This window comes from Modicisalibacter radicis, from assembly GCF_900961225.1.
Classification (GTDB): Bacteria; Pseudomonadota; Gammaproteobacteria; order Pseudomonadales; family Halomonadaceae; genus Modicisalibacter.
On the sequence record NZ_CAAHFN010000142.1, the window covers coordinates 67,586 to 89,515 of the forward strand.

Below are 21,930 nucleotides of genomic sequence, written 5' to 3' on the forward strand. Positions count from 1 at the left end.
TCCCCGGTGTGGTGAGCACGATTCCTCACAACGCGGCAGCGCAGCCTGCGAGCCGCCGCCTGGAAAGCGACGAGCGAATGAATTTCCTGAAACACTTTGAAGGTCAAAGAATCGTCGAGGCCTGCGTCGCCGGCGCCGGTGATTTCGGCACTGGGGTGATACGGCAAGCCCTTAATATGAAAGCGCTTTCAGCACGCATAGCGATAGATGTGGATACCTCGAGCGCACGCCGGGCACTCGAGCGGGCAGGCGTCGGTTCGGCCCATATCGCTGAGTGCGACGATCCGGCCACGGCTCGCACGGCGTGGGACAGAGGCTGCTTCATTGCTGCCGGTGAATTGTCCACGGTACTCGAGTTGCCGTTCGATGTGCTTGTCGAGGCAACTGGTATACCAGAGGTGGGTGCCCAACATTCATACGCTGCCTTGTGCGCCGGCAAGCATGTCGGGATCGCCACCAAGGAGACCGAGTCGGTGGTAGGTCCCTACTTGACCCATCTGGCAATCGACGAGGGATTGATCTTCACGCCTCTCGACGGCGACCAGCCGAGCCTGTTGATCGGGCTGGTGAGCTGGGCCCGGACCCTGGGCTTCGAGATCGTGGTGGCGGGCAAGAGCAGTGAATACGACTTCGTCTGGAACCCCGAGCGTGAGGAGCTCGTCTGCAACCGCGAAGCCCATTCGATACCCGAGCTGGCCTCCGCGTGGGCGCTGCCGGCTGACTCGGTGGCGCCAACTATTGCGGCACGCGCCGAGGCGACCCGAATGATCCCGCCGATTTCGGTGCCGGATCTCTGCGAAATGGCCAATGTGGCCAATGCCACCGGGCTATTGCCCGATCGCCCCGAATTCCATGCCACGGTGCTGCGCATTCCCGAGGTGCCCACGGTCCTGGATGTCGCCGAGCACGGTGGGGTGCTGCGGGGCAGCGGGCGAGTCGAGGTCTTCAATTGCCTGAGAACCGCCGACGAGGTCAGTTTCGCAGGTGGTGTGTTCGTGGTGCTGCGCTGCGAGGACGAAGCCACCTGGGATCTGCTGCGCGACAAGGGCCATGTCATCAGTCGCAGTGGCGCCAGTGCGATGGTTTACCTGCCACGCCATTTGCTCGGCCTGGAAGCCCCCATCTCGCTGCTCGACGCTGTACTCAACGGTCTGCCGTCCGGCGGTGGCGAGATGACGCAACCGCGGATCGACCTGGTGGCGCGTGCCACCCGCGATCTGCCGGCCGGACATCGCTTCGAGATGACCGGGCACCATCGGATCATCGATGGCCTGCGTCCCGAAACCCACCCCGCTGGACCGCTCGTCGGAGAAGCCGCCGCCCCTTTCTACCTGCTGCCGGAAGCGCGTCTCAAGCGCGCCGTCGCCGCCGGTGAAACGATTCCCTTCGCGGCCCTCGAGGAAGTGCCCGACTCGATGTTGCTGCGGCTCCGCAGACGCCAGGACCAGCGATTCTTCTCGGAGGTGTCATGACCGCCACACCGACGCTACGTCTGGGATGTGTCGCCGACGATTTCACTGGAGCGACCGATGTCGCCAGCCTGCTGGCCCGTTCGGGCGTGCCGGTGACGCTGCGCCTGGGCACGCCTGAGGCCGCGACCCCGGCTTCATCGGGCATCGAGGTGATCGCGCTCAAGTGCCGAAACCTGCCCCCGCGGCAGGCCGTGGATGAGGTGCTGGCGGCGGCCGATTGGCTGCTTGGCGCGGGCGCCGAGCAACTTTACTGGAAGTACTGCTCGACCTTCGACTCGACTGCCGAGGGCAACATCGGCCCGGTCGCCGAGGCCCTTGCCGAGCGGCAGGATAGCCGGTGGGTGATCTATTGCCCGGCATTCCCCGAGAACGGGCGCACTTGCTACTTCGGCAACCTGTTCGTCAACGGCCAGCCACTCGACGAGAGCCCCATGCGCGATCACCCGCTGACGCCGATGCGAGACGCCGACCTGACCCGGTTGCTGCGCCCGCAGGTGAACGGTGAGGTCGGTCTGTTGGACATCGAGACGCTCCGTGAGAGTGGCGATGCCGTATCCAGCAGGCTCGACGAACTGGCAGCGCGAAACGTGCGTCACGTGATCGCCGATGCCATCGACGGCGACGATCTCGCCGCATTGGGTGACATGCTCGGGCATGAAACGTTGCTGACGGGGGGCAGTGCGCTGGCTGCCGAGCTCCCGCGCCATCTGTTTGCCGAGGGTCCTTCCATGGGTGACGCGCGCGAGCGTATACCCGAGACGGGCAGCCATACGTTGCTGCTGAGTGGTAGCTGCTCGGCCATGACCCGGCGTCAGGTGGCGGCTTACCAGGCGCATGGCCCGAGCTATCGGCTCGAACCGATGGCACTCGCCGAAGGAGACGAGGCGCTCGATGCGGCGCGCCAGTGGCTCGACGATCACTACGATGCCTGCCCGCTTATCTACGCCAGCGCCGATCCCGAGTCGGTGGCGCGGGCGCAGGCGGCGCTGGGGGGCGAGCGTGCCGGAATGCTGGTCGAGGCCGCACTGGCCGCGCTGGCCGATCACGCTTACCGCCGCGGCGTCAGGCGCTTCGTCGTGGCCGGGGGTGAAAGCTCCGGCGCGGTGGCGCAGGCGCTGGGCGTATCGCAATTGCGAGTGGCGCGCGAGATCGCCCCCGGGGTGCCCTGGACCTTCGCCGAGCGCGACGGTGAAGCGCTGGCCCTGACCCTCAAGTCGGGAAACTTCGGTGATGAAAACTTTTTCGCCAAGGCGCTGGAGACTCTCTCATGACGACCGAGACGCAACTTCGCGAGGCAATAACGCGCTTCGGACGTTCGCTATTCGAGCGCGGCCTGACGCCCGGTTCTTCGGGCAACCTGTCGGTGCGCACCGCCGATGGACACATTCTGTGCACGCCGACCAATGCCTCGCTGGGCTTTTTGGATCCGGCGCGGCTATCGCGGCTGGACGGCGAAGGAAACTGGCTCGATGGCGACAAGCCGACCAAGGAGGTCTTCCTTCATCGCGCGATGTACCGCGGAAACCCTGCGAACCAGGCCGTCGCGCATCTGCACTCCACCTATAGCGTCTGCCTGTCCTGCCTGGGGGATCGCGACCCTGAAGACATGCTCGAGCCGATGACGCCCTATGTCGTGATGCGCGTGGGAGCGGTGGCTGGCGTGCCCTATCACCGTCCCGGAGACGACAGCCTTGAGCCCGAGATCGAGCGGCTCGCGGCACGCTACTCGGGCATCGTCATCGGCAATCACGGGCCGCTGGTTGCAGGAAGGAGCCTCAAGGACGCGGTCTTTTCCATCGAGGAACTCGAGGAGGCCGCCAAGTTGGAGTACCTGATGCACGATCGCAATCCACGACGACTCGACGAGAAGGAGGTGAGCGAACTCAAAGCGCAGTTCCGATCCCTTCGGGGAACCTAGTTCACAAGCTTCGAACCCTTTGTCATTCGATAACAGGAAGGAGCGCGCCGCGCATCCTTCGATGGGAGGCCAGTCTCATGTTCAACAAGTACAATCTCGTCGCCATCGGCAGTGCCGTACTGCTCGCCACGGGCAGCAGCGCCGTCATGGCCAGCTCTCAGGCGGATTATCCCGACGGCAATATCAAGATCCTGGTAGCGGCGGGGGCCGGCGGCGGCACGGACAACTTCGCCCGTACCGTTCAGCCGATGCTCGAGAAGAATCTGGATACCACGGTGATGGTCATCAACTTGCCGACCGCATCGGGAGCCATCGCCCACCAGCGCACGGCCAATAGCGAGCCCGATGGGCAGACGCTGGATTTTGCCTCGTCGACCTACATCACCTCGCTGGCGGCCGGGCAGAATCCAACCGGGCTCGATCAACTCACGCCGGTGGCCCGCATGCAATCGGATGTCATGACGCTGATCGTCAATCCGGAAAAATACGAGGATTTCGATGCCTTCATGAAGCATGCCGAGGAAAATCCCGGCGATGTGGTCATCGGCGGCACCGCGGCGGCGAGCCCGGACAAGATGGCGTTCCTGAATTTTCAGGAGGCCTCGGGACTCGATATGAGCTTCATTCCCTATGACCAGGAGGGCAGCGTCTCATCCAACGTGCTGAGCGGCAATATCGACGGCATGTTCGGCGAGATCAGCTCGATCATCGGCTACATGGATTCGGGCAAGATGAAGCCCATCCTGGTCTTCGCCGAAGAGCGCCTCGAGGGCTTCCCGGAGATTCCCACCACCGTCGAGCACGGCTGGGACCTGACCGACGGCAACGAGCGCGGCGTGTTCGTCGACGCCGAGACGCCCGAGCAGACGGTCGCGGCGATCGAGAGCGCGCTCCACGAGGTCTACCAGTCTGACAAGTACCAGGACTACGTCAGCCGCGTTCACCTGGATTATCGCGACGGTTGGATGGGGAGCGAGGCCTACCGTCAGGCACTCGAGGAAGATCTCGAGCAGTACAAGAGGTTGCTGAACCAGCAGAACGGCCAGTGACCGAGCCGGCACGTGACGGAGTCACTGCCGAACCGGGCAAGACCGGCATCGCCGGTCTTGCCCGTTGGGTCCAGGCCCGTCTGAGCCATCATTCTCGAAGGATGGGCGACTCGCATGAGAAAGCCTCTTTATGTATTCATCGGTTGCGTCATGGTAACGGCGGGCTTCTTCCTGGCCTTGACCTGGCAGTTGCCGGGCTCCGATGAAGTATCGACGCTGATCGGCCCACGCTTGTGGCCGCTGATGGTACTGGTCCTGATGCTGGTGTTCTCGGTCCTGCTGCTGATCCAGACGCGACGCAAGGCCAGCGAAGACGTGGACGCAGAGTCCGCCCCGTCCACCTCGAATACCGCGGCCGAGCAGCCAGGCCGGTGGCGCGCGCTCGAGGCCTATCGACACTGGCTGCTTCTGGCGCTGGTGATCGCTTACACCGTGGGCATGGAGGCGATAGGTTTTCTGCCGGCGACGGTGTTTTTCACCCTGCTCGCGACCTGGGTGCTGGGGGCCAGGCAGTTGCGCAGCATCGTCCTGACGACATTCGCCGGCGCCCTGATGGTGGCGGTGGTATTCGATGCACTGCTCAACATTCCGCTGCCATGAGGTATGGCGACCTGAGGCGCTGCGTTCGTACGATTCACCCGTGAGGCGAGAAAATGATCGATAGCCTTCTACATGGGCTGGCTGTGGTGCTGCAGCCCATGAACTTTCTGATACTGCTGTCCGCGGTCTTCATCGGTTTCATCGGCGGTGCACTGCCTGGCATCAGTGGCGTGATCCTGGTGGTGATCCTGCTGCCGGTGACCTATGGCATGGAGCCGACCACGGCCTTCATGCTGTTGACCGCAATCTATGCATCGACGGTCTTTTCCGGCCTGATCACGGCGATTCTCTACCGCGCGCCGGGCACCCCGGAAGCGGTGATGACGTCCTTCGATGGTTACCCCATGACTCAGCGAGGCGAGGCTGGCAAGGCCCTGGGGATCGGCATCCTGAGTTCGGCGGTGGGCGGAATGGTGGGAACGATCGCGCTGATCGTGTTCACGCCGATGCTGGCCTCGGTCGCTCTGCAATTCTCCTCGCCGGAGTTCTTCGCTCTGGCGGTGCTGGGACTGACCGTCGTGGCTTCGCTGGGAGGGAGCGTACTGCTGGGCTTGATCGGGGCCATGATCGGACTGTTCATCGCCTCGGTGGGTATCGACCCGGTAACCGGCACGCTGCGTTATACCTTCGGCAATCTCAATCTGGCAAGCGGCATCAATCTGATTCCTATCATCGTGGGGCTGTTCGCGATCTCCGAAGTCTTGAAGCGAGCCCAGGGCAATGCGCCCCATCAGACGGTCAAGAAGGTCAGGATCCGCATCTTCGACGGGGCCATCCTCAAGAAGATCCGCGCGACGCTGGCGCGCTCGTCGATTCTGGGCGTGGGGATAGGCATCCTGCCCGGGATCGGCGCCAGTACCGCGGCCATGGTCAGTTATAGTGAAGCGGTACGCTGGTCCAAGCACCCTGAACGCTTTGGCCATGGGGAGCCGGAGGGCGTTGCCGCTCCGGAATCGGCCAACAACGCAGCGGCCATGGGGGCGTTGGTGCCGCTGTTTGCCCTGGGCATTCCCGGAAGCGGGACCACGGCGATCATTCTCGGCGCCTTCATCATGCACGGCCTGCAGCCCGGGCCAGCGTTCATGAGTGGCAACGGCGAGTTGATCTACGCCGTTTTCGTGGGCCTGCTGTTGGTCAACGTGATGATACTCGCCTTCGCCAAACCCTTTGTGGCCGTGCTCTCGCGTGTGCTCAACGTGCCCTATGCGGCGCTTGGCCCGATCATCCTCATCTGTTGCGTGGTGGGAACCTATTCCGTGCAGAATTCGATGTTCGACGTGTGGCTCATGCTGGGCTTCGGTGTGGCGGGGTTCTTCCTCGAGAAAATCCGCTTTCCCCTGGTAGCGATCATTCTGGGCGTCGTGTTGGGCCCGATCGCGGAAAGCGAGTTGCGGCGTTCCCTGGCGATGTCTCAGGGCGACCCATCGATCTTCTTCACTCGACCGATCAGCGCCAGTTTGCTGGCCGTCGCCATCGTGGTCGTCACCTTGGCCATTGTCATGCCACTGGTGAAGCGTTATCGCCGAGGCGCCAATGCCGCCAGTTGAGACACTAGCCGGCCGGCGGCAACGCCAGCTCGATTACTCGCCCGCCGGCGGCTTCGGCATCGGCGGCATCGTGGGTGACCATCAGCGTCGGCAGGTTGCGCTCGCGGACCCGGGCGAATACCAGTCGGCGCAGGTCGTCGCGCAGCGCCGTGTCGAGCTTGGAGAACGGCTCGTCGAGCAGCATTGCCCGAGGGCGCGAGAGCAGCACCCGCAGCAGCGCAACACGCGCCTTCTGGCCCCCCGACAGGGTCGCCGGGTCGCGTTCGGCATGCCCGCCCAGGCCGACTTCGTCGAGGGCGGCGTCGATCCGCCGGCGCCGTTGGCGGCGGCTGCCGCCGGCGCGCATGCCGAAGCCCAGGTTGCCGGCCACCGATAGATGCGGAAACAGCAATGGATCCTGGAAGAGCAGGCCGACGTGGCGTGTCTCGGCGGGCAGCGCGTTGAGTTCGCGATCGCCCAGGCGCACCGAGCCGCTGGCGCTGAAGGCCGCCGGCAGGAAGCCGGCGATATACGCCAGAAGAGTCGACTTGCCGACCCCCGAGGGGCCCATCACGGTGACGATCTCGCCGGGCGCGACGACGCTATCGAGGGCCAGCAGCGGCGTGCTGCCGCGGGCGATGCGAATGGACTCGAGGGTCAGCGAATCGGATGGGGTCATGGCGGTCTCGTGATGGATTCAAGAACGGCTCAGCAAGCCGGCGCGACGGCGGAACAGCAGCCTTGGCAGGCCCAGCGCCAGGGCGAAACCCAGCGCCGGCAGCAATAGCTGAAGCAGCGCGTAGACCGCCGTCAGCCGCCGGTCGCCGCCGCTAGCCAGGGCCACCGCCTCGGTGGTGATGGTGCTGACGCGCCCGGCGCCGAGCAGCAGCGTCGGAAGATACTGGCCGATACTGACCGCGACACCCACCGCCGCAGCGGTCAGCAGCGGCGTGGTCAACAGCGGCAGGCGCACCCGCCAGAAGACGCCGGCCGGCGAGGCGCCGAGGCTGCGGGCAAGCTGCGTCCAGCGCGGATCGAGGCGCCGGTAGCTTTCGGCCAGCGACAGGAATACGTAAGGCAGCACGAAGATCGCATGGCCGCCGATCACCGCCATCGGGCCCGGCGTCAGACCGGCCTGGGTCTGCAACGACACCAGCCCGAACAGGAACGCCACCGGCGGCACCAGCAGCGGCAGGTAGAGCAGCCATTGCACGCCGGTCCCCGGCGGCCGACGGCGAAACGTCTCGGCCTCCAGGGCGCCGACCACCAGCACCAGGGCGATGAGCGTCGCGGCGCCGGCGATCAGTGCCGCCTGAACCAGCGGGTCGATGAAACCACTGGCCCCGCGCAGCCAATTGCCCGCGGTCAGGGGGTGCGGCCAGGCCTGGGGGAACGGCCAGTAAGCGGCCAGCGACCACAGCACCAGGCCGCCGAGGCTGGCCAGTATCAGCAGCAGCGTCAAGGCGATCAGCCCGCCACCCAGTGCCGTGCCGAGGCGTTCGGCGAATCGCCGACGGCCGTCGCTCGGCCAGTCGCGCAGCGTGGTGGCGACAAGGCGCTCGAGCAGCCACCAGCTGGCCAGCGCCGCGAGGGTGACGGCGAACTGCAGCAATGCCGCGGCCGAGGCCATGAAGCGCGTCGTCAGGTCCGGGTCGCTGAGCCAGCGCATCACCGCCACGGCAAGTGGCGGCGGGGTGTTCGGGCCGAGGATCAGCGCCACGTCGACGACCGAACTGGCGAAGGCGATCACCGCATAGATCGGTAGCCGCAGCAGCGGGTAGAGCCCCGGCATCACCGCCTTCAAAAAGCCCGCCAGGGGGCGATAGCCGAGCGCCCGGGCGACGCGCAACCGTTCGCTGGCCTGGCACTGAGGCAGCGCGGCGAGGCTCATCAGCAGCAGGAAGGGCACTTCCTTGAGGGTCAGGCCGAGGACCAGTGCCAGACCGTACGGGTCGCCCGGAAACAGGTAATCCGGCGGGTATTGCCAGCCGCTGGGCCAGGGCGAGACCAGCCGGCTGGCCAGTCCCGACGGCGACAGCAGAAAGGCCAGGCCGATCGCCGCCGCGGCGTGGGGCACGGCGAGAAGCGGCGAGAGCAGGCGCTGGACGAGGCCGAACCAGCGACTGTGCAGGAAGACGCCGAGGAACAGCGCGACGATCGCCAGTGCCAGCGCGGCGCTGGCCAGCCCGCTGGTGTAGCTCAGGGCGATCATCGCGAGGAGTCCGGGCTGCTCGCCGAGCGACCGCCAGTGCTCGAGCGTCGGGGCATGGCCGCCCAGCGCCGGCAGCCAGCCGAAGGCCGGAGCGATCACCCCGGCCAGCCCGGCGGCGACCGGCAGACCGAGCAGGGCAATCGCCAGCCAGGGTGCGGTGCGTACCAGGGCGACGTGCAATGCAGGCCTCATTGCGCGCCGTAGCGCGCCTGCCAGGCCCGTTCGAGTCGCTCCATCCAGCTCGGATGCGGCTCGGCCAGGGTATTGCCCAGCGCCCCGGCGGGCAGGCTGGCGGGATTGTCGCCGGCATCCTCGAAGGCGGCGCGCTGGTGCTCGCTCAATGCCTCCATGGCCAGCACGCTGGCGTCACCCCAGCCGTCGGGATCGCGTTTCCGGGCCTGCGCCTCGGGGGAGAGCAGGAAGTTGGCCAGCACCAGTGCGCCGGCTTTATGGCTGGCATTGAAGGGGATGGCGACGAAGTGCACGTTGCCCAGCGTGCCGCCATCGAGCACGTAGCTGCGCGTGGTCGGCGGGAGCTGATAGTTGGCCACCGCGACGGCGGGCTCGGAGGGGGTGAAGGTAAACGCCAGACTGAGTTCGCCGTCGCCCATCAACTGGCGTAGTGCGGCGCCGCTCGTCGGGAAGTGCTCGCCCTCGCGCCACAGGTAGGGGTGCAGGGCGTCCAGGTATTGCCACAGCGGCGCGCTGATGGCAGCGAAGTCGGCATCGTCGACCGGGTGGTAGAGCGGCTCGCGGTCGTCGACCAGTCCGAGCAGCGCCTGCTTGAGAAAGCTCGAACCGAGAAAGTCCGGTACCAGCGGATAGGTGAAGCGCCCGGGGTGGGTGCGCGCCCAGTCGAGCAGCGCGGGGATGCTGCGCGGCGGTTCGTCGACCCGGGCGCTGTCGTAGTAGAAGGTCAACTGGGCCTTGCCCCAGGGCGCTTCGAGCCCTTCGGTGGGCAGCGTGAAGTCCTCGCGCACCTCGGGATTGGCTTCCGGTCGGGTCAGCGCGAAGCGGGGCAGACGCTCCGCCCAGGGGCCGTAGAGCAGCGCGTTTTCCTTCATGGCGGCGAAGTTCTCGCCGTTGATCCAGATCAGGTCGATCGCGCCGTCGTCGGTGTTGCCGGCGGCCTTCTCGGCGAGGACCCGTGATACCGCCTCGGCTGTGTCGCCGAGCTTGACGTGGGTGAGCGTGACGCCATGCTCGGCGGCCATGCGCTCGGCCACCCAGTCGATATAGCCGTTGATCGCCGGATCGCCGCCCCAGGCGTTGAAGTAGACGTGCTGCCCCCGCGCCTCGGCGAGAACCGACTGCCAGTCGTCGAGCTGGTAGGCCATGGCCGGCCCGCTGATCGCAAGCAAGGTGGCGATGCACAGTCGGCCCAGCCAGCCGTCGCAAAGCGCTCGGAGTCTCATCGACGCATCTCCCGCAGGTTGTTCGGTGTGCCACGGCGGGGCCCGCCGCGCTCACCAGCGACCTTAACGACAAGCCGTCGTTGCCGCCAGCCCGGCCCGCGATTGGCGGGTCTGCGCTGGCGATGCCACGCTGGTGAAGGTCCATACACGATTCAGGTACAACGGAAGTCTCGCATGTCGCATTCCCATCGCCGTGCCGCGCGACCGGCGCGCAAGCGTCGCGCCGGTATTGCGCTGGTCGTCCTGGCGGCGCTGACGCTGCTGTTGCTGGTCGCCTGGCTTTGGGCGCTGCCGGCGTATGTCGATCAGCGTCTCAGTCGGACGCTGGCCGAGCGGACCGGCCGCCAGGTGACCATCGACGACGTCGCCATCACGCCGTGGCGCTCACGGCTAACCCTGGAGGGGCTGAGCATTGCCGGCCAGGACGATACCGCGGTGTTCGCCGGTCGCCGGGTGGTGGCGATCCTCGATTGGCATTCGCTGTTCGCGCCGGGCTGGCGCTTCGAGCGGGTCGACCTCGAGGCGCCGCGGCTGCAGATGATCTGGCACTCCGGGGGCGAATGGAACCTGGCCCGGTTGCTCGGCGGCGATGAGGGTGGCGGCGGCGAGACGATGCCGCTGCGCGTTGCCCGGCTCAATGTCAGCGACGGCCGGCTGGACTGGATCAATCGCCGCCCCGACGAGCCACTGACGCTGACCCTGGAGAATCTGGACCTCGAGGCCCGCGGCTACGACAACACCGCGCAGCGGCCCTTTGGCTTGCGCGGCGAGGCGGACTGGAACGGCGGCACCCTGGAAGGCGAAGGCGAGATGGGGTTCTCGCCGTGGACGGTGGATGTCGATCTGACCGCCGAGCAGGTGGCGTTGACCACGCTGTCGGGCTACCTGGCCCACGTCGTCCGCGCGCAGCCGGCGGCGGGTACCCTGGACGCCCGGATTCGCCTGCGCGCGGGCCGGGCCAGCGATGCCGGCACGCGGGTCAGAGGCCGGGGACAGGTCGCCGGGCTCGAGATGCGCGATCCCGAAAGCGACGATCCCATCGCCCGCGCCGAGCGCTTCGCCGTGGAGGGATTGACGTTCGTCAGTGCCCAGCCCCGGCTGACCGCCGAACGGGTGACGCTCGAAGCGCCCTGGCTCAAGGTGGTCATCGACGAGGGGCTCGACACCAATCTCGACGCCTGGCGGCCGCCGCAGTCATCGAATGCTGGCTCAGAGGGTGGCGGCATGCGCTATGCAATCGACACCCTGGCCGTCGAGCAGGGCGCCGTGGCATTCAGCGACCGGCACCTGCCGCGCCCGTTCGAGCTCGATTTCTCTGCCTTGACCGGCGAGTGGCGACAGATCAGTTCCGCCCGGGAGGGCGACGGCCGGCTGTCGCTGGAAGGGCGGGTCGCCGACGGTTCGCCGCTGCGCATCGAGGGCGCCTTCGATCCGCTGGGCAAGGCGATGCAGGGCAATCTGAACCTGCACTTCGAGCGTCTCCAACTGGGAACCTTCGCGCCCTACCTGCGTGCGTTCGGCGGCTATGCGATCGAGCAGGGCCAGGCGACGCTGGACCTCGATTACCGCCTCGAGCAGGGGCGGCTGCAGGCCCGGAACCATCTCGTCCTGCGCCAGCTCCAGCTCGGTGAAGAGGTCGACGCCTCGGCCACCGATCTGCCGCTCAAGACGCTGGTGGGCGTGCTGAAGAGCGACGATGGGGTCATCGAGCTCGACATCCCCATGCGTCTCCCGCTGGACAATCCCGGCTCGGTGGATTTCGGCAGTGTCGCCGGCCAGGCGATCCGCGAGGCGCTCGAGAATCTGGTTTCATCGCCGCTGGAGACGCTTTCCGAGGTGGCCGGGGGCGACGGCGAAGACGGTTCGGACGCCGACAATGACAGCGGCACGGGCCAGACGAGCGGTGCCCGGAGCGATGCCGAGGCCACGGACAGCGACGAGGACGGTCCGGCGGCGCTCTACGAGCGGGCGCGCACCCGCCAGTGATCCTGCGGCGGGGCGGTTGGCCGATGGCGGCCGGGCTGGGCTAGTCTGAACACAGCGCCATTCGCTCGCGCGGGGGACCCATGTTGCCACGAGATCCATATTCCAGCCGTCAGCGGCGAGTGTTGTGGCTGGCCTGCCTGGTATGTGCAACGCTGCTGGCCTGGGCGGCGAATGCCCAGCAGTCGTCACAGACCCAGCGTCATGCGCTGGTGCTGACGCTGCACGGCAGTGTCGGCCCGGCGACCAGCGATTATTTTCAGCGCGGCCTGGAAAAGGCCGAGAACGACGGAGCGGCGCTGGTGGTGCTGCGCCTCGATACCCCCGGCGGACTGGCCGTGGCGATGCGCGACATGATCGGCGCGATGCTCGCATCCCCGGTGCCGGTGGTCGTATATGTCGCCCCGGATGGCGCCCGCGCCGCCAGTGCCGGCACCTACCTGCTGTACGCCAGCCATGTCGCGGCGATGGCGCCGGCCACTCACCTGGGTTCGGCGACGCCGGTGCGTATCGGCGGCGAACAGCCCGAAGCGGGGGCCGATCGAGGACAGGAAGGCGGAGATGACGCCGAACAAGCCGATGACGAAAGTCCGCGGCGCGGCGACACCGCCATGCAGCGCAAGGTGCTCGAGGATGCGGTGGCTTATATCCGCAGCCTCGCCGAGCGCCATGGCCGCAATGCCGAATGGGCCGAGCGCGCGGTACGCGACGCCGTCAACCTGACCGCCCGCGAGGCGGTCGAAAACAACGTCATCGAGGTCGTCGCCCGCGACGTCCCCGAGTTGCTGGAGCGCATCGATGGCCGCGAGGTGGTCATGGCCGACGGCACGCGCACCCTGGAAACCGCCGGGCTGGCCCTGGAACGCTTCGATCCCGACTGGCGCACCGAACTGCTGAGCGTGATCAGCGATCCCAACGTCGCCTACCTGCTGATGATCGTGGGCTTCTACGGCCTGGTCTTCGAACTGATCAATCCCGGCATGCTGGTGCCCGGCGTGGTCGGCGGCATCAGCCTGCTGCTGGCGCTGTTCGCCTTCCAGGTGCTGCCGATCAACTACGCCGGGCTGGGCCTGATCCTGCTGGGCCTGGCACTGATCGTCGGCGAGGCGATGGTCCCCAGCTTCGGAGTGCTGGGGATCGGCGGCATCGTCGCCTTCGTGGCGGGCTCGGTGATGCTCATGGACGATCGCAACCTGGCCGTGTCGCTGCCGCTGATCGGCGGGGTGGCACTGGTCGCCTCGGGTTTCATGCTCTGGGTTATGCTGCGCTTCATGCATCTGCGCCGACGTACTCCGCGCGCCGGGCAGCGCGAACTGATCGGTGCCGAAGCCACCGCGCTGGATGACTTCGTCCCTGGCGAGTTCGGCGAGTCCGCGCAGGGCCACGTGCGGTTGCGCGGCGAACGCTGGCGCGCGCGCAGCGAGCAACCGGCGCGTGCCGGCCAGCGGTTGCGCGTCACGGCCCTCGACGGCCTGACCGCCGAGGTCGCCCCCGAGCCCGATGCACCCGCGTCACAAGCTCAATCACGGCCGACCCCCGGAGGTCCGACATGATGCTTTACTATCTCGTACCGATCGTGCTGCTGATCCTGCTGATCGCCGCCTCGATTCGCATCCTCCCCGAGTACAAGCGCGGGGTGGTGTTCTTCCTCGGGCGTTTCCAGGCAGTCAAGGGGCCGGGACTGTTCCTGATCATCCCGGTGATCCAGAAGATGCAGGTGGTCGACCTGCGGTTGATCACCCTCGACGTGCCCGAGCAGGACGTGATCTCCCAGGACAACGTCACCGTGCGCGTCAACGCGGTGCTGTACTTTCGCGTCGTCGATCCCGAGCGGGCGATCATCCAGGTCGAGCACTTCGCCACCGCCACCAGCCAGCTGGCCCAGACCACGCTGCGCTCGGTGCTCGGCAAGCACGATCTCGACGAGATGCTCTCCGAGCGCGACCGGCTCAACGACGATATCCAGGAGATCCTCGACGTCCAGACCGAGAGCTGGGGGATCAAGGTCGTCAATGTGGAGATCAAGCACGTCGACCTCGACGAGAGCATGATCCGCGCCATCGCCCGCCAGGCCGAGGCCGAGCGCGAGCGGCGCGCCAAGGTGATCCACGCCGAGGGCGAACTGCAGGCCTCGCAGAAGCTGCTCGAGGCGGCCAACGTGATGTCGGGCAACCCGGCGGCGCTGCAACTGCGCTACCTGCAGACGATGAGCGACATGAGCGCCAAGAACGCCTCGACCATCGTCTTCCCGCTGCCGCTGGACGTGATGGAGGCGTTCCGCGCGATGCGTGGCGAGCACGCCGCGCCGCGGCCGAGCGACGATCCGGCAGCGTCGCCGCAGACGCCACCGGCCGGCGGCTGAGCGTCAACGCCGGTAGACGCGCTGCATCGCCGCGTCGCTGAAGGCGCGGCCGTAGCGGCGCAGGGCGAACAGGTACATGGCCAGCCCGAGCGCCATCCAGCCGCCGAACACCAGCCATTCGATCGTGTTCAGTGCCGAGGGGCTGCCGGGCAGGTACAGGCAGACCATGGCGAAGGACAGCACCACGGCGAGGCCGCCCACCAGCTTGCCGTTGGCGATGCGGAACGGCCGCTCCATCTGCGGCTCGCGGGAGCGCAGCACCATGAACGACAGGGCCACGAACAGGTAGGCGATCACGATGCCCAGCCCGCCGGCATTGACCAGCCAGACCAGCGCCGGGCGACCCAGGAAGGGGGCGATGCTCGACAGCACGCCGATCATCAGGATGGCATTGGTGGGGGTCTTGTAGACCGGATGCAGCTTGCCGAGGAAGGCGGGCAGCATGCCCGAGTGAGCCAGAGCGTAGATCGCCCGCGAGCCGCCGATGTAGAAGGCGTTCCAGCTGGTGATGATGCCGGCGATACCCGCCAGGACCATCAGCTTGCTGCCCCAGGGGCTGGCGAAGACCGCGGCCATGGCGTCCGGCACGCTCAGCGAGCTGCCGGTGAGGGCCGTGTGGTCGAGCATCAGGCTGGTGCCGAGAATGATCAGCGAATACCAGGCCACCGCCATCAGTACCGCGATGATCAATACCTTGCCGATATCGCCAAACGGCAGGTCGATCTCCTCCGCGGCCTGGGGAATCACGTCGAAGCCGACGAACAGAAACGGTACCAATACCAGCACCGCCATGATGCCACCGGCCCATCCGCCGTTGGCCCCGTGATTGAACAGCGGAGTCATGTTGACGCCGTCGCCGGCGAACAATGCGCCGCTGATGAACAGCACCCCGACGACCAGGATCAGGACGGTGACCAGCTTCTGGACCAGCGCCGCCGTGCGGATGCCGACGTAGTTGATGGCCATCATCACCAGCGAGCCGAGCACGCCCACCGCCACCCAGGTGGCCTTGACGTCCCAGCCGGCGACGGTCCACAGCTGGCCGACATCGTAGCCGGGCAGCAACTGCTCGAAGACGGTAGGCAGCGCCACCGCCTCGAACGACACCACGCTGACGTAGCCCAGCACGATGCTCCAGGTGCACAGGAACGAGGCGAAGTGCCCCAGTGCGCGATAGCTGTAGACGTGCTCGCCGCCGACCTTGGGCATCGCCGCGGCCAGCTCGGCGTAGGTCAGTCCCACCAGCAGTACCGCGATGCCGCCGAGGATGAAGGCGAGGATGGCGCCGACGCTGCCGCCGTCGAGGATGGCGGTGCCGGTCAGCACGATCCAGCCCCAGCCGATCATCGCGCCGAAGGCCAGTGCCAGTACGTCGCCCCTGGCGAGCACGCGAACCAGGTTGTGGTCGTGGGAAGTCTCATTCATGTGCATTCCAGCCGTGTTGATCGTCGTCCATGGTTGACCGCCGTGAATGGCCAGGCGGACTCTACTCATCAAAATAGCAGCGGGGCAAAGCCGTGTTGAGGCGTTACCGCTTCGTTGCGCCATCCGCTCGAAAAGGTGCCATCCTCAATGAGCAGACGCCGAGGAGAGAGTTATGAAAGCATGGCTACGGGTGATGATGGGCTCGCTGGCGATCGTCGCCGTGTCGAGCGCGGGTGCGGAACCGGGCGAGCGCACCGGGGATGCCTTTCCGGGTATCGAGCATGTCGGCACCGGGGAGTCGGTCAACGAGGTGGAGGCGCGGCTGCGCGAGGCGCTGGAATCGCGGGGGCTGAGGCTGTTCAGCGTGATCGACCATACCCGGAATGCCGCCGGTACCGGTCTCGAGTTGCCGCCGACCAGAACGGTGATTTTCGGCAACCCCAAGGTCGGCACCCCGATGATGCAATGCCAGGGCAGCGCGGCACTGGATCTGCCGCAGAAGATGGTGATCCGCAAGGAAGGTGACGGCACGCGTATCGAATGGAACGCACCTGGCTATCTGGCCCAGCGTCACGGTCTGCGCGACTGCGAGCTTCCGCTCGAGAAGATCGCGACTGTGCTGGAGGAAGTCGCGCGCGAGGCGGCGGGGCAGTGAACGGGCTTCTCGACGGCATCACGAGCGCCGCCCGGGGTGAAGTGGCCGGCGAGAACTGCTAGAATCCGCCACTTGTCGTCTACGGGCTTTAGACCAAGGTCGCAACCCTTCGACGGCTGACGCACACACCCGGCTACCAACCACGGGATCGATACGGCCATGCCCTCGATTGCTGCGAGCAGTCCACCCTAGCGCAACCGCCCGCCTTTTCGCGTGCCCGGCACGCCGTGCGACGTGAGCGTGCCTTGGCATTCTCCGCTCGCCACCTAGGGTTGTACCCGACAACCTGACGTAACTGATTTCGCTATTCATGGACCGGTCGTGATCCGGCCCGTTGCCACGGCTTCGCCGTGGGCGGGCATTTCCTTCCGCGCGCTTGCAGCGTCCCGACAACTACGGAACCGAGAATGATTCGCTCCCTCCGACAGACCTGGTTTTCCAACATCAAGAACGATTCGCTGGCCGGCATCGTCGTCGCCCTGGCGCTGATCCCCGAGGCGATCGCCTTCTCGATCATCGCCGGCGTCGACCCCAAGGTCGGCCTCTACGCTTCGTTCTGCATCGCCGTGATCACCGCCTTCGCCGGCGGCCGGCCGGGGATGATCTCCGCAGCCACCGGCGCCATGGCGCTGCTGATGGTCACCCTGGTACGCGAGCACGGCCTCGAGTACCTGCTCGCCGCCACGCTGCTCACCGGTGTGCTGCAGATCGTCGCCGGCTACCTGCGTCTGGGCGAGTTGATGCGTTTCGTCTCGCGTTCGGTGGTCACCGGCTTCGTCAACGCCCTGGCGATCCTGATCTTCATGGCCCAGTTGCCCGAACTGACCGGCGTCACCTGGCACGTCTACGCCATGACCGCCGCCGGGCTGGGCATCATCTACCTGTTCCCGCTGCTGCCCAGGATCGGCACCATGCTGCCGTCGCCGCTGATCTGCATCGTGGTGCTGACCATCGTCTACATGGCCAGCGGCATGGACATTCGCACCGTCGGCGACATGGGCGAGCTGCCCGACACGTTGCCGATATTCCTGTGGCCGGATGTGCCGCTCAATTTCGAGACGCTGGCGATCATCTTCCCCTATGCGGTGATGCTGACCGTGGTCGGCCTGCTCGAATCGATGATGACCGCGACCATCGTCGACGACCTGACCGACACGCCCAGCGACAAGAACCGCGAATGCAAGGGCCAGGGCATCGCCAACATCGGCGCCGGCCTGTTCGGCGGCATGGCCGGCTGCGCGATGATCGGCCAGTCGGTGATCAACATCAAATCCGGCGGTCGCACCCGGCTGTCGACGCTGATCGCCGGTGTCGTGCTGCTGCTGATGGTGGTATTCCTCAGCGACTGGGTGTCGCAGATCCCCATGGCCGCGCTGGTGGCGGTGATGATCATGGTCTCCATCGGCACCTTCAGCTGGGAATCGCTGCGCGACCTGAAGAAGCATCCCATGAGCACCAATATCGTCATGGTCGCCACGGTGATCGTGGTGGTCGCCACCCACAACCTGGCGATCGGGGTGTTCGTCGGCGTGCTGCTGGCCTCGCTGTTCTTCGCCAACAAGGTCGGCCAGGTGCTGTATATCGGCAATACCATGAGCGAAGACGGGCGCACCCGTGAATACCGCGTGGTCGGCCAGGTATTCTTCACCTCGGCGGATCGGTTCACCGACGCCTTCGATTTCAAGGAGACCGTCGAGCGGGTGCGTATCGACCTGACCCATGCGCACTTCTGGGACATCACCGCGGTCGGCGCGCTCGACAAGGTGGTGATCAAGTTCCGCCGCGAGGGCACGGAAGTCGAGGTCATCGGCCTCAACGAGGCCAGCGCGACCATCGTCGATCGCTTTGCTGTCCACGACAAGCCGGATGCCGTCGACAAGATGATGAGCGGCCACTAACCAGGAGGAGCCTTGTATGTCTCGACAGATTCTGGCCTGCATCGACGGTTCGGGCTTTTCCACGGCGATCTGCGATGCGGGGGCCTGGGCCAGCCTGAGGCTGGCGGCGCCGCTGACCTTCGTGCACGTCATCGACAGGATGGCGACCCCCGTCGCGCACGATTCGACGGGACAGATCGGACTGGGCTCGCGGGAGCACCTGCTGGAGGAGCTCGCGACCCTGGATGAGCAGCGCGGCAAGATCGCCCAGCAGCAGGGGCGGCTGATGCTGGAAGCCGCCTGCCAGCGGGCCAAGGATGACGGCGTGGTCGAGCCCGTCTCCCGGCAGCGCAACGGCGAGCTGGTCGAGGCCTTGTCGGAGCTGGAAGGCGAAGCCCGGCTGCTGGTGCTGGGCAAGCGTGGCGAGTCGGCACCGGCGGCGAGCGCGCATCTGGGTTCCAACCTGGAACGCGTCGTACGGGCTCTGCATCTACCGATCCTGATCACACCGGCCGAGTTCGCGCCGCCGGAGCGTATTCTCATCGCCTTCGACGGCAGCCCGACCGCCAGGAAAACGGTGGAGAAGGTGGCCGACAGTCCGTTGTTGAAGGGGCTGGAGTGTCATGTCGTGCTGATCGGGGAAGACACCTCGGCGCACCGGGAGCAGTTGAGCTGGGCGACCCGGCGCCTGGAGGAGAGTGGCCTGACGGCCTGTAGCGCGATTCAACCGGGGGAGGTCGAGCCGACCCTGCGCGCCTATCAGCAGGAACATGACATCGGCATGCTCGTCATGGGCGCCTACGGACACTCGCGCATCCGTCAGCTGCTGGTGGGTAGCACCACCACCGACATGATCCGCCATGCCAGCGTTCCCGTCCTGATCATCCGTTGATCGCCTGGCCTGGCTGCGACAGGCGCTGGGGTTTCGGCTGACCGGACCTGGCGCCATCGAAAGGGGCTTCTCGCGGTGCAATACCGGATGGCGACCCGGAAAGGCCCGAAGCACCTGCTCTGAGAGCAGGCTGCAGGCAGCGCGCTAACAGGGAGCTTCGAGCATGAGTTACAAGGATGTCGTCAAGCAGTATCCGGGAGTTCTCGCGCTTTGCTTCATAGCGGTCTTTTCGGGAAACCTGGGACAGACCTTCGTCGTCGGATTCTTCCAACCGGCCATTTCCGAAACCTTTGCACTGACCAACGGGCAGTTCGGCATGGCCTACTCGGCGGTAACGCTGATCTCCGGTTTCTTGATCTTCTTTATCGGGCCTACGTTGGATTGGGTCCCCGCCCGCCTGTTTGCAGCATTCATCGTACTGGCCATGACGCTGGGGGTTCTACTTCTTACACTGACGTCATGGCCCATTACGGCGCTTATCGGGCTCGGGTTGGTGCGGTTTTGCGGCCAGGGCTTGTTCACTCACCTGGGTACGACGGTTGTCGCCAAGCAGGTCGCTCAGGCCCGTGGCCGCGCGCTTGCACTGGTCACCCTGGCGATGCCGATCGGCGAGGCGATACTGCCCTCCGCCATTGCGGGGGCCTTGCTTGTCATGGGCTGGAGGGAAGTGTGGTGGGTAATGCTGGCGGCGTTGCTGGTAGTCTGGGGGCCCGTGCTGACCCTGGCCAAGACCTGGCCACGGCCATCCCATCAGCGTTGTCCCAAAGGAAATAGAAGCGACGCCGACTCCTCTCCCCGGCCTTTGAGTGACATGCGCTTCTGGCGGCTCAGCTTGATGATGATGTCGATCGGGATAGTCAACACCGGCATTTTCGTATTCCAGGCGGACCTGGTCGGAGAGTTCGACGCGACGCCCTCGGCCTTTGCCGTGGGGTTTGCGCTGGCAGCAACGGGGCGCGTATGCGGCGCCCTGATCGCAGGGCGTCTGGTCGATAGGCTGGGTGCGGCAATGATGGCGCGTTTATATCTGTTCCCGCTGATGGCTGGTCTATCGATCGCCGTCGGCCTTCAAAATGCCTACGGAATTTTTGCCTACATGCTCTTGTCCGGCTTGGTCACCGGTATGCAGGAACCGACTATAACGAGCCTGCTCATACAAATATGGGGAAGCAGGAATCTGGCGACGCTACGTTCGGTCTTTGCAGCCGGTATGGTGTTCTCGTCGGGCCTGGCTCCTGCGGTGTTCGGCCTGCTGCTGGACGCCGGCATAGCGTTCACGACGATATTGTTGTTGATGGCCGCCATGGTCGCTATGGGATGGTTGCTGGCCTGGAAACCCCTGCAGGAAGCCGCTCGTGGCATCAGCCGGGAATAGAAAGGCTTGTCTGCGGGCCTGGAAAGTGGGTCGCGCACCAGCGGGTCAATGTCCCGATCAGGTCCTTGGGTGGCCCTCAAGCGTCAGGCACTGTCGGCGTGCGGAGGCATGGCTCGCGGAAGGAGCGCCGCTGCACAAACCACAGGCGACCAGGCTTCGAAGGATAGCCATGGACGGATGCCCTCGAGAGGCTGGTGAGCCGACTCCGATCGCCCCGGGGATGTGTCGGGTGCTGTTCACGGCGCACCGGATGAGTTAGAAACGAAACAAATGGACAGAAGAGAGGACGAGCGCGATGAGCGAGCAAGTCATGGCCTGTATCGACGGTTCCGGCTATACACCGTCGGTCTGCGATTACGCGGTATGGGCCAGCCAGCGGCTGACCGCGCCGCTGGTGTTCCTGCACGTCCTGGACAATCATCCGCCGCCCCAGGCCGGCGATCTCTCCGGCAACATCGGCCTGGGCAGCCGCGAGCACCTGCTCGACGAACTCGCCCAGCTCGACGAGCGGCGTGCCAAGGTCGCCCAGGAGCAGGGCCGCCTGATGCTCGACGAGGCCCGTCAGCGCGCCGAGCAGGAGGGCGTCGCCGAGCCCCAGATGCGCCAGCGCAACGGCGAGCTGGTCGAGACGCTGAGCGAGCTCAGCGCCGACATCCGGCTGCTGGTGCTGGGCAAGCGCGGCGAGTCGGCGCACCGGGCCAGCGAGCATCTGGGCTCGAATCTCGAGCGCGTGGTGCGGGCGATGCACCGGCCGATTCTGATGGTGCCCGAGCACTATCGTAAGCCCGAGCGGGTGATGATCGCCTTCGACGGCAGCAGGACCACCCGCAAGGGCGTGCAGATGATCGCCGACAGCCCGCTGTTCAAGGGACTGGCCTGCCACGTGGTGATGATCGGCGCGGATATCGCCGACATCCAGGCACAGCTCGACTGGGCGATCGATACCCTCAACGATGCCGGCATCCAGGCCCATGGGGCGATACGCGCCGGCGAGGTGGAGGCGAGTCTGCGCGAGTATCAGCGCGAAAACGCCATCGACCTGCTGGTGATGGGCGCCTACGGTCACTCGCGGATTCGTCAGTTGCTGGTCGGCAGCACGACCACGGCGATGCTGCGCAATGCCGACATTCCGCTGCTGCTGCTACGTTGAGCGTTGACCCGATGCCATA

18 protein-coding genes are annotated in these 21,930 nt (G+C 66.0%); 14 read left to right on the forward strand and 4 right to left on the reverse strand.

Annotated features, from left to right (window positions below; translation table 11 throughout):
- Positions 1–473 precede the first annotated feature (473 nt).
- From HR9077_RS21265 to HR9077_RS21290, 6 genes are all read left to right on the forward strand, one after another.
- A complete protein-coding gene (locus tag HR9077_RS21265) occupies positions 474–1,472 on the forward strand; it encodes a flagellar biosynthesis protein FlgA (RefSeq protein WP_244613410.1) in 999 nt (332 codons plus the stop codon).
- Positions 1,469–2,743: a 3-oxo-tetronate kinase gene (gene otnK / locus HR9077_RS21270; RefSeq protein ID WP_136069299.1), complete on the forward strand. Its 1,275-nt coding sequence runs from the start codon at positions 1,469–1,471 to the stop codon at positions 2,741–2,743. Before HR9077_RS21265 ends, otnK begins: the two co-directional genes overlap by 4 nt.
- Complete coding sequence (gene otnC / locus HR9077_RS21275) at positions 2,740–3,390, forward strand: 3-oxo-tetronate 4-phosphate decarboxylase (RefSeq protein ID WP_136069300.1); 651 nt, start codon at positions 2,740–2,742, stop codon at positions 3,388–3,390. Before otnK ends, otnC begins: the two co-directional genes overlap by 4 nt.
- Positions 3,391–3,467: 77 nt before the next feature.
- A complete protein-coding gene (locus HR9077_RS21280) occupies positions 3,468–4,439 on the forward strand; it encodes a Bug family tripartite tricarboxylate transporter substrate binding protein (protein WP_136069301.1) in 972 nt (323 codons plus the stop codon).
- A 114-nt stretch (positions 4,440–4,553) separates the two neighbouring features.
- Entirely contained in the window at positions 4,554–5,039 is a 486-nt protein-coding gene (locus tag HR9077_RS21285; protein ID WP_136069302.1) for a tripartite tricarboxylate transporter TctB family protein, read from the forward strand.
- A gap of 53 nt (positions 5,040–5,092) precedes the next feature.
- Entirely contained in the window at positions 5,093–6,586 is a 1,494-nt protein-coding gene (locus HR9077_RS21290; protein ID WP_136069303.1) for a tripartite tricarboxylate transporter permease, read from the forward strand.
- Between the two features lie 4 nt (positions 6,587–6,590).
- On the opposite strand, the gene HR9077_RS21295 is transcribed toward HR9077_RS21290, so the two are convergent.
- From HR9077_RS21295 to HR9077_RS21305, 3 genes are read right to left on the reverse strand one after another with little or no spacing between them, the layout of a single operon-like run.
- On the reverse strand, positions 6,591–7,244 hold the full coding sequence (locus HR9077_RS21295; protein ID WP_136069304.1) for an ATP-binding cassette domain-containing protein: 654 nt from the start codon (positions 7,242–7,244) through the stop codon (positions 6,591–6,593).
- An 18-nt stretch (positions 7,245–7,262) separates the two neighbouring features.
- Complete coding sequence (locus HR9077_RS21300) at positions 7,263–8,957, reverse strand: ABC transporter permease (RefSeq protein ID WP_244613412.1); 1,695 nt, start codon at positions 8,955–8,957, stop codon at positions 7,263–7,265.
- An 8-nt stretch (positions 8,958–8,965) separates the two neighbouring features.
- Entirely contained in the window at positions 8,966–10,192 is a 1,227-nt protein-coding gene (locus tag HR9077_RS21305) for an ABC transporter substrate-binding protein (RefSeq protein WP_136069305.1), read from the reverse strand.
- A 174-nt stretch (positions 10,193–10,366) separates the two neighbouring features.
- Between HR9077_RS21305 and HR9077_RS21310 the strand changes: the two genes are divergently transcribed.
- The 3 genes from HR9077_RS21310 (at position 10,367) to HR9077_RS21320 (ending at position 14,537) form a co-directional block, all read left to right on the forward strand.
- Positions 10,367–12,178: a DUF748 domain-containing protein gene (locus HR9077_RS21310; protein ID WP_136069306.1), complete on the forward strand. Its 1,812-nt coding sequence runs from the start codon at positions 10,367–10,369 to the stop codon at positions 12,176–12,178.
- 80 nt (positions 12,179–12,258) lie between these two features.
- Positions 12,259–13,728 (forward strand): NfeD family protein, encoded by a 1,470-nt coding sequence (locus HR9077_RS21315; RefSeq protein WP_136069307.1) that lies wholly within the window; start codon positions 12,259–12,261, stop codon positions 13,726–13,728.
- Positions 13,725–14,537, forward strand: coding sequence for a slipin family protein (locus tag HR9077_RS21320; protein ID WP_136069308.1), 813 nt, complete (start codon positions 13,725–13,727; stop codon positions 14,535–14,537). Before HR9077_RS21315 ends, HR9077_RS21320 begins: the two co-directional genes overlap by 4 nt.
- 3 nt (positions 14,538–14,540) lie before the next feature.
- Here HR9077_RS21320 and HR9077_RS21325 read toward each other — a convergent pair whose 3' ends face one another.
- The gene (locus tag HR9077_RS21325) at positions 14,541–15,962 is read right to left on the reverse strand and encodes an APC family permease (RefSeq protein ID WP_136069309.1); all 1,422 of its coding nucleotides are present in this window, start codon (positions 15,960–15,962) and stop codon (positions 14,541–14,543) included.
- Positions 15,963–16,134: 172 nt separating this feature from the next.
- Between HR9077_RS21325 and HR9077_RS21330 the strand changes: the two genes are divergently transcribed.
- The 5 genes from HR9077_RS21330 (at position 16,135) to HR9077_RS21350 (ending at position 21,911) form a co-directional block, all read left to right on the forward strand.
- Complete coding sequence (locus HR9077_RS21330; RefSeq protein WP_136069310.1) at positions 16,135–16,617, forward strand: DUF302 domain-containing protein; 483 nt, start codon at positions 16,135–16,137, stop codon at positions 16,615–16,617.
- A 407-nt stretch (positions 16,618–17,024) separates the two neighbouring features.
- Positions 17,025–18,515 (forward strand): SulP family inorganic anion transporter, encoded by a 1,491-nt coding sequence (locus HR9077_RS21335; RefSeq protein ID WP_136069311.1) that lies wholly within the window; start codon positions 17,025–17,027, stop codon positions 18,513–18,515.
- Positions 18,516–18,531: 16 nt separating this feature from the next.
- Positions 18,532–19,386 (forward strand): universal stress protein, encoded by an 855-nt coding sequence (locus HR9077_RS21340; RefSeq protein ID WP_136069312.1) that lies wholly within the window; start codon positions 18,532–18,534, stop codon positions 19,384–19,386.
- Positions 19,387–19,549: 163 nt separating this feature from the next.
- On the forward strand, positions 19,550–20,761 hold the full coding sequence (locus HR9077_RS21345) for an MFS transporter (protein WP_136069313.1): 1,212 nt from the start codon (positions 19,550–19,552) through the stop codon (positions 20,759–20,761).
- A gap of 295 nt (positions 20,762–21,056) precedes the next feature.
- Positions 21,057–21,911, forward strand: a complete 855-nt coding sequence (locus HR9077_RS21350) for a universal stress protein (protein WP_136069314.1) — start codon at positions 21,057–21,059, stop codon at positions 21,909–21,911.
- Positions 21,912–21,930: the final 19 nt, after the last annotated feature.

Coding starts and splice junctions, on each gene's coding strand:
- HR9077_RS21280 (WP_136069301.1), top strand. CDS start 3,468: ATGTTCAACAAGTACAATCTCGTCGCCATCGGCAGTGCCGTACTGCTC.
- HR9077_RS21315 (WP_136069307.1), top strand. CDS start 12,259: ATGTTGCCACGAGATCCATATTCCAGCCGTCAGCGGCGAGTGTTGTGG.
- HR9077_RS21350 (WP_136069314.1), top strand. CDS start 21,057: ATGAGCGAGCAAGTCATGGCCTGTATCGACGGTTCCGGCTATACACCG.
- HR9077_RS21320 (WP_136069308.1), top strand. CDS start 13,725: ATGATGCTTTACTATCTCGTACCGATCGTGCTGCTGATCCTGCTGATC.
- otnC (WP_136069300.1), top strand. CDS start 2,740: ATGACGACCGAGACGCAACTTCGCGAGGCAATAACGCGCTTCGGACGT.
- HR9077_RS21295 (WP_136069304.1), bottom strand. CDS start 7,244: ATGACCCCATCCGATTCGCTGACCCTCGAGTCCATTCGCATCGCCCGC.
- HR9077_RS21325 (WP_136069309.1), bottom strand. CDS start 15,962: ATGAATGAGACTTCCCACGACCACAACCTGGTTCGCGTGCTCGCCAGG.
- HR9077_RS21330 (WP_136069310.1), top strand. CDS start 16,135: ATGAAAGCATGGCTACGGGTGATGATGGGCTCGCTGGCGATCGTCGCC.
- HR9077_RS21335 (WP_136069311.1), top strand. CDS start 17,025: ATGATTCGCTCCCTCCGACAGACCTGGTTTTCCAACATCAAGAACGAT.
- otnK (WP_136069299.1), top strand. CDS start 1,469: ATGACCGCCACACCGACGCTACGTCTGGGATGTGTCGCCGACGATTTC.
- HR9077_RS21285 (WP_136069302.1), top strand. CDS start 4,554: ATGAGAAAGCCTCTTTATGTATTCATCGGTTGCGTCATGGTAACGGCG.
- HR9077_RS21310 (WP_136069306.1), top strand. CDS start 10,367: ATGTCGCATTCCCATCGCCGTGCCGCGCGACCGGCGCGCAAGCGTCGC.
- HR9077_RS21305 (WP_136069305.1), bottom strand. CDS start 10,192: ATGAGACTCCGAGCGCTTTGCGACGGCTGGCTGGGCCGACTGTGCATC.
- HR9077_RS21345 (WP_136069313.1), top strand. CDS start 19,550: ATGAGTTACAAGGATGTCGTCAAGCAGTATCCGGGAGTTCTCGCGCTT.
- HR9077_RS21290 (WP_136069303.1), top strand. CDS start 5,093: ATGATCGATAGCCTTCTACATGGGCTGGCTGTGGTGCTGCAGCCCATG.
- HR9077_RS21340 (WP_136069312.1), top strand. CDS start 18,532: ATGTCTCGACAGATTCTGGCCTGCATCGACGGTTCGGGCTTTTCCACG.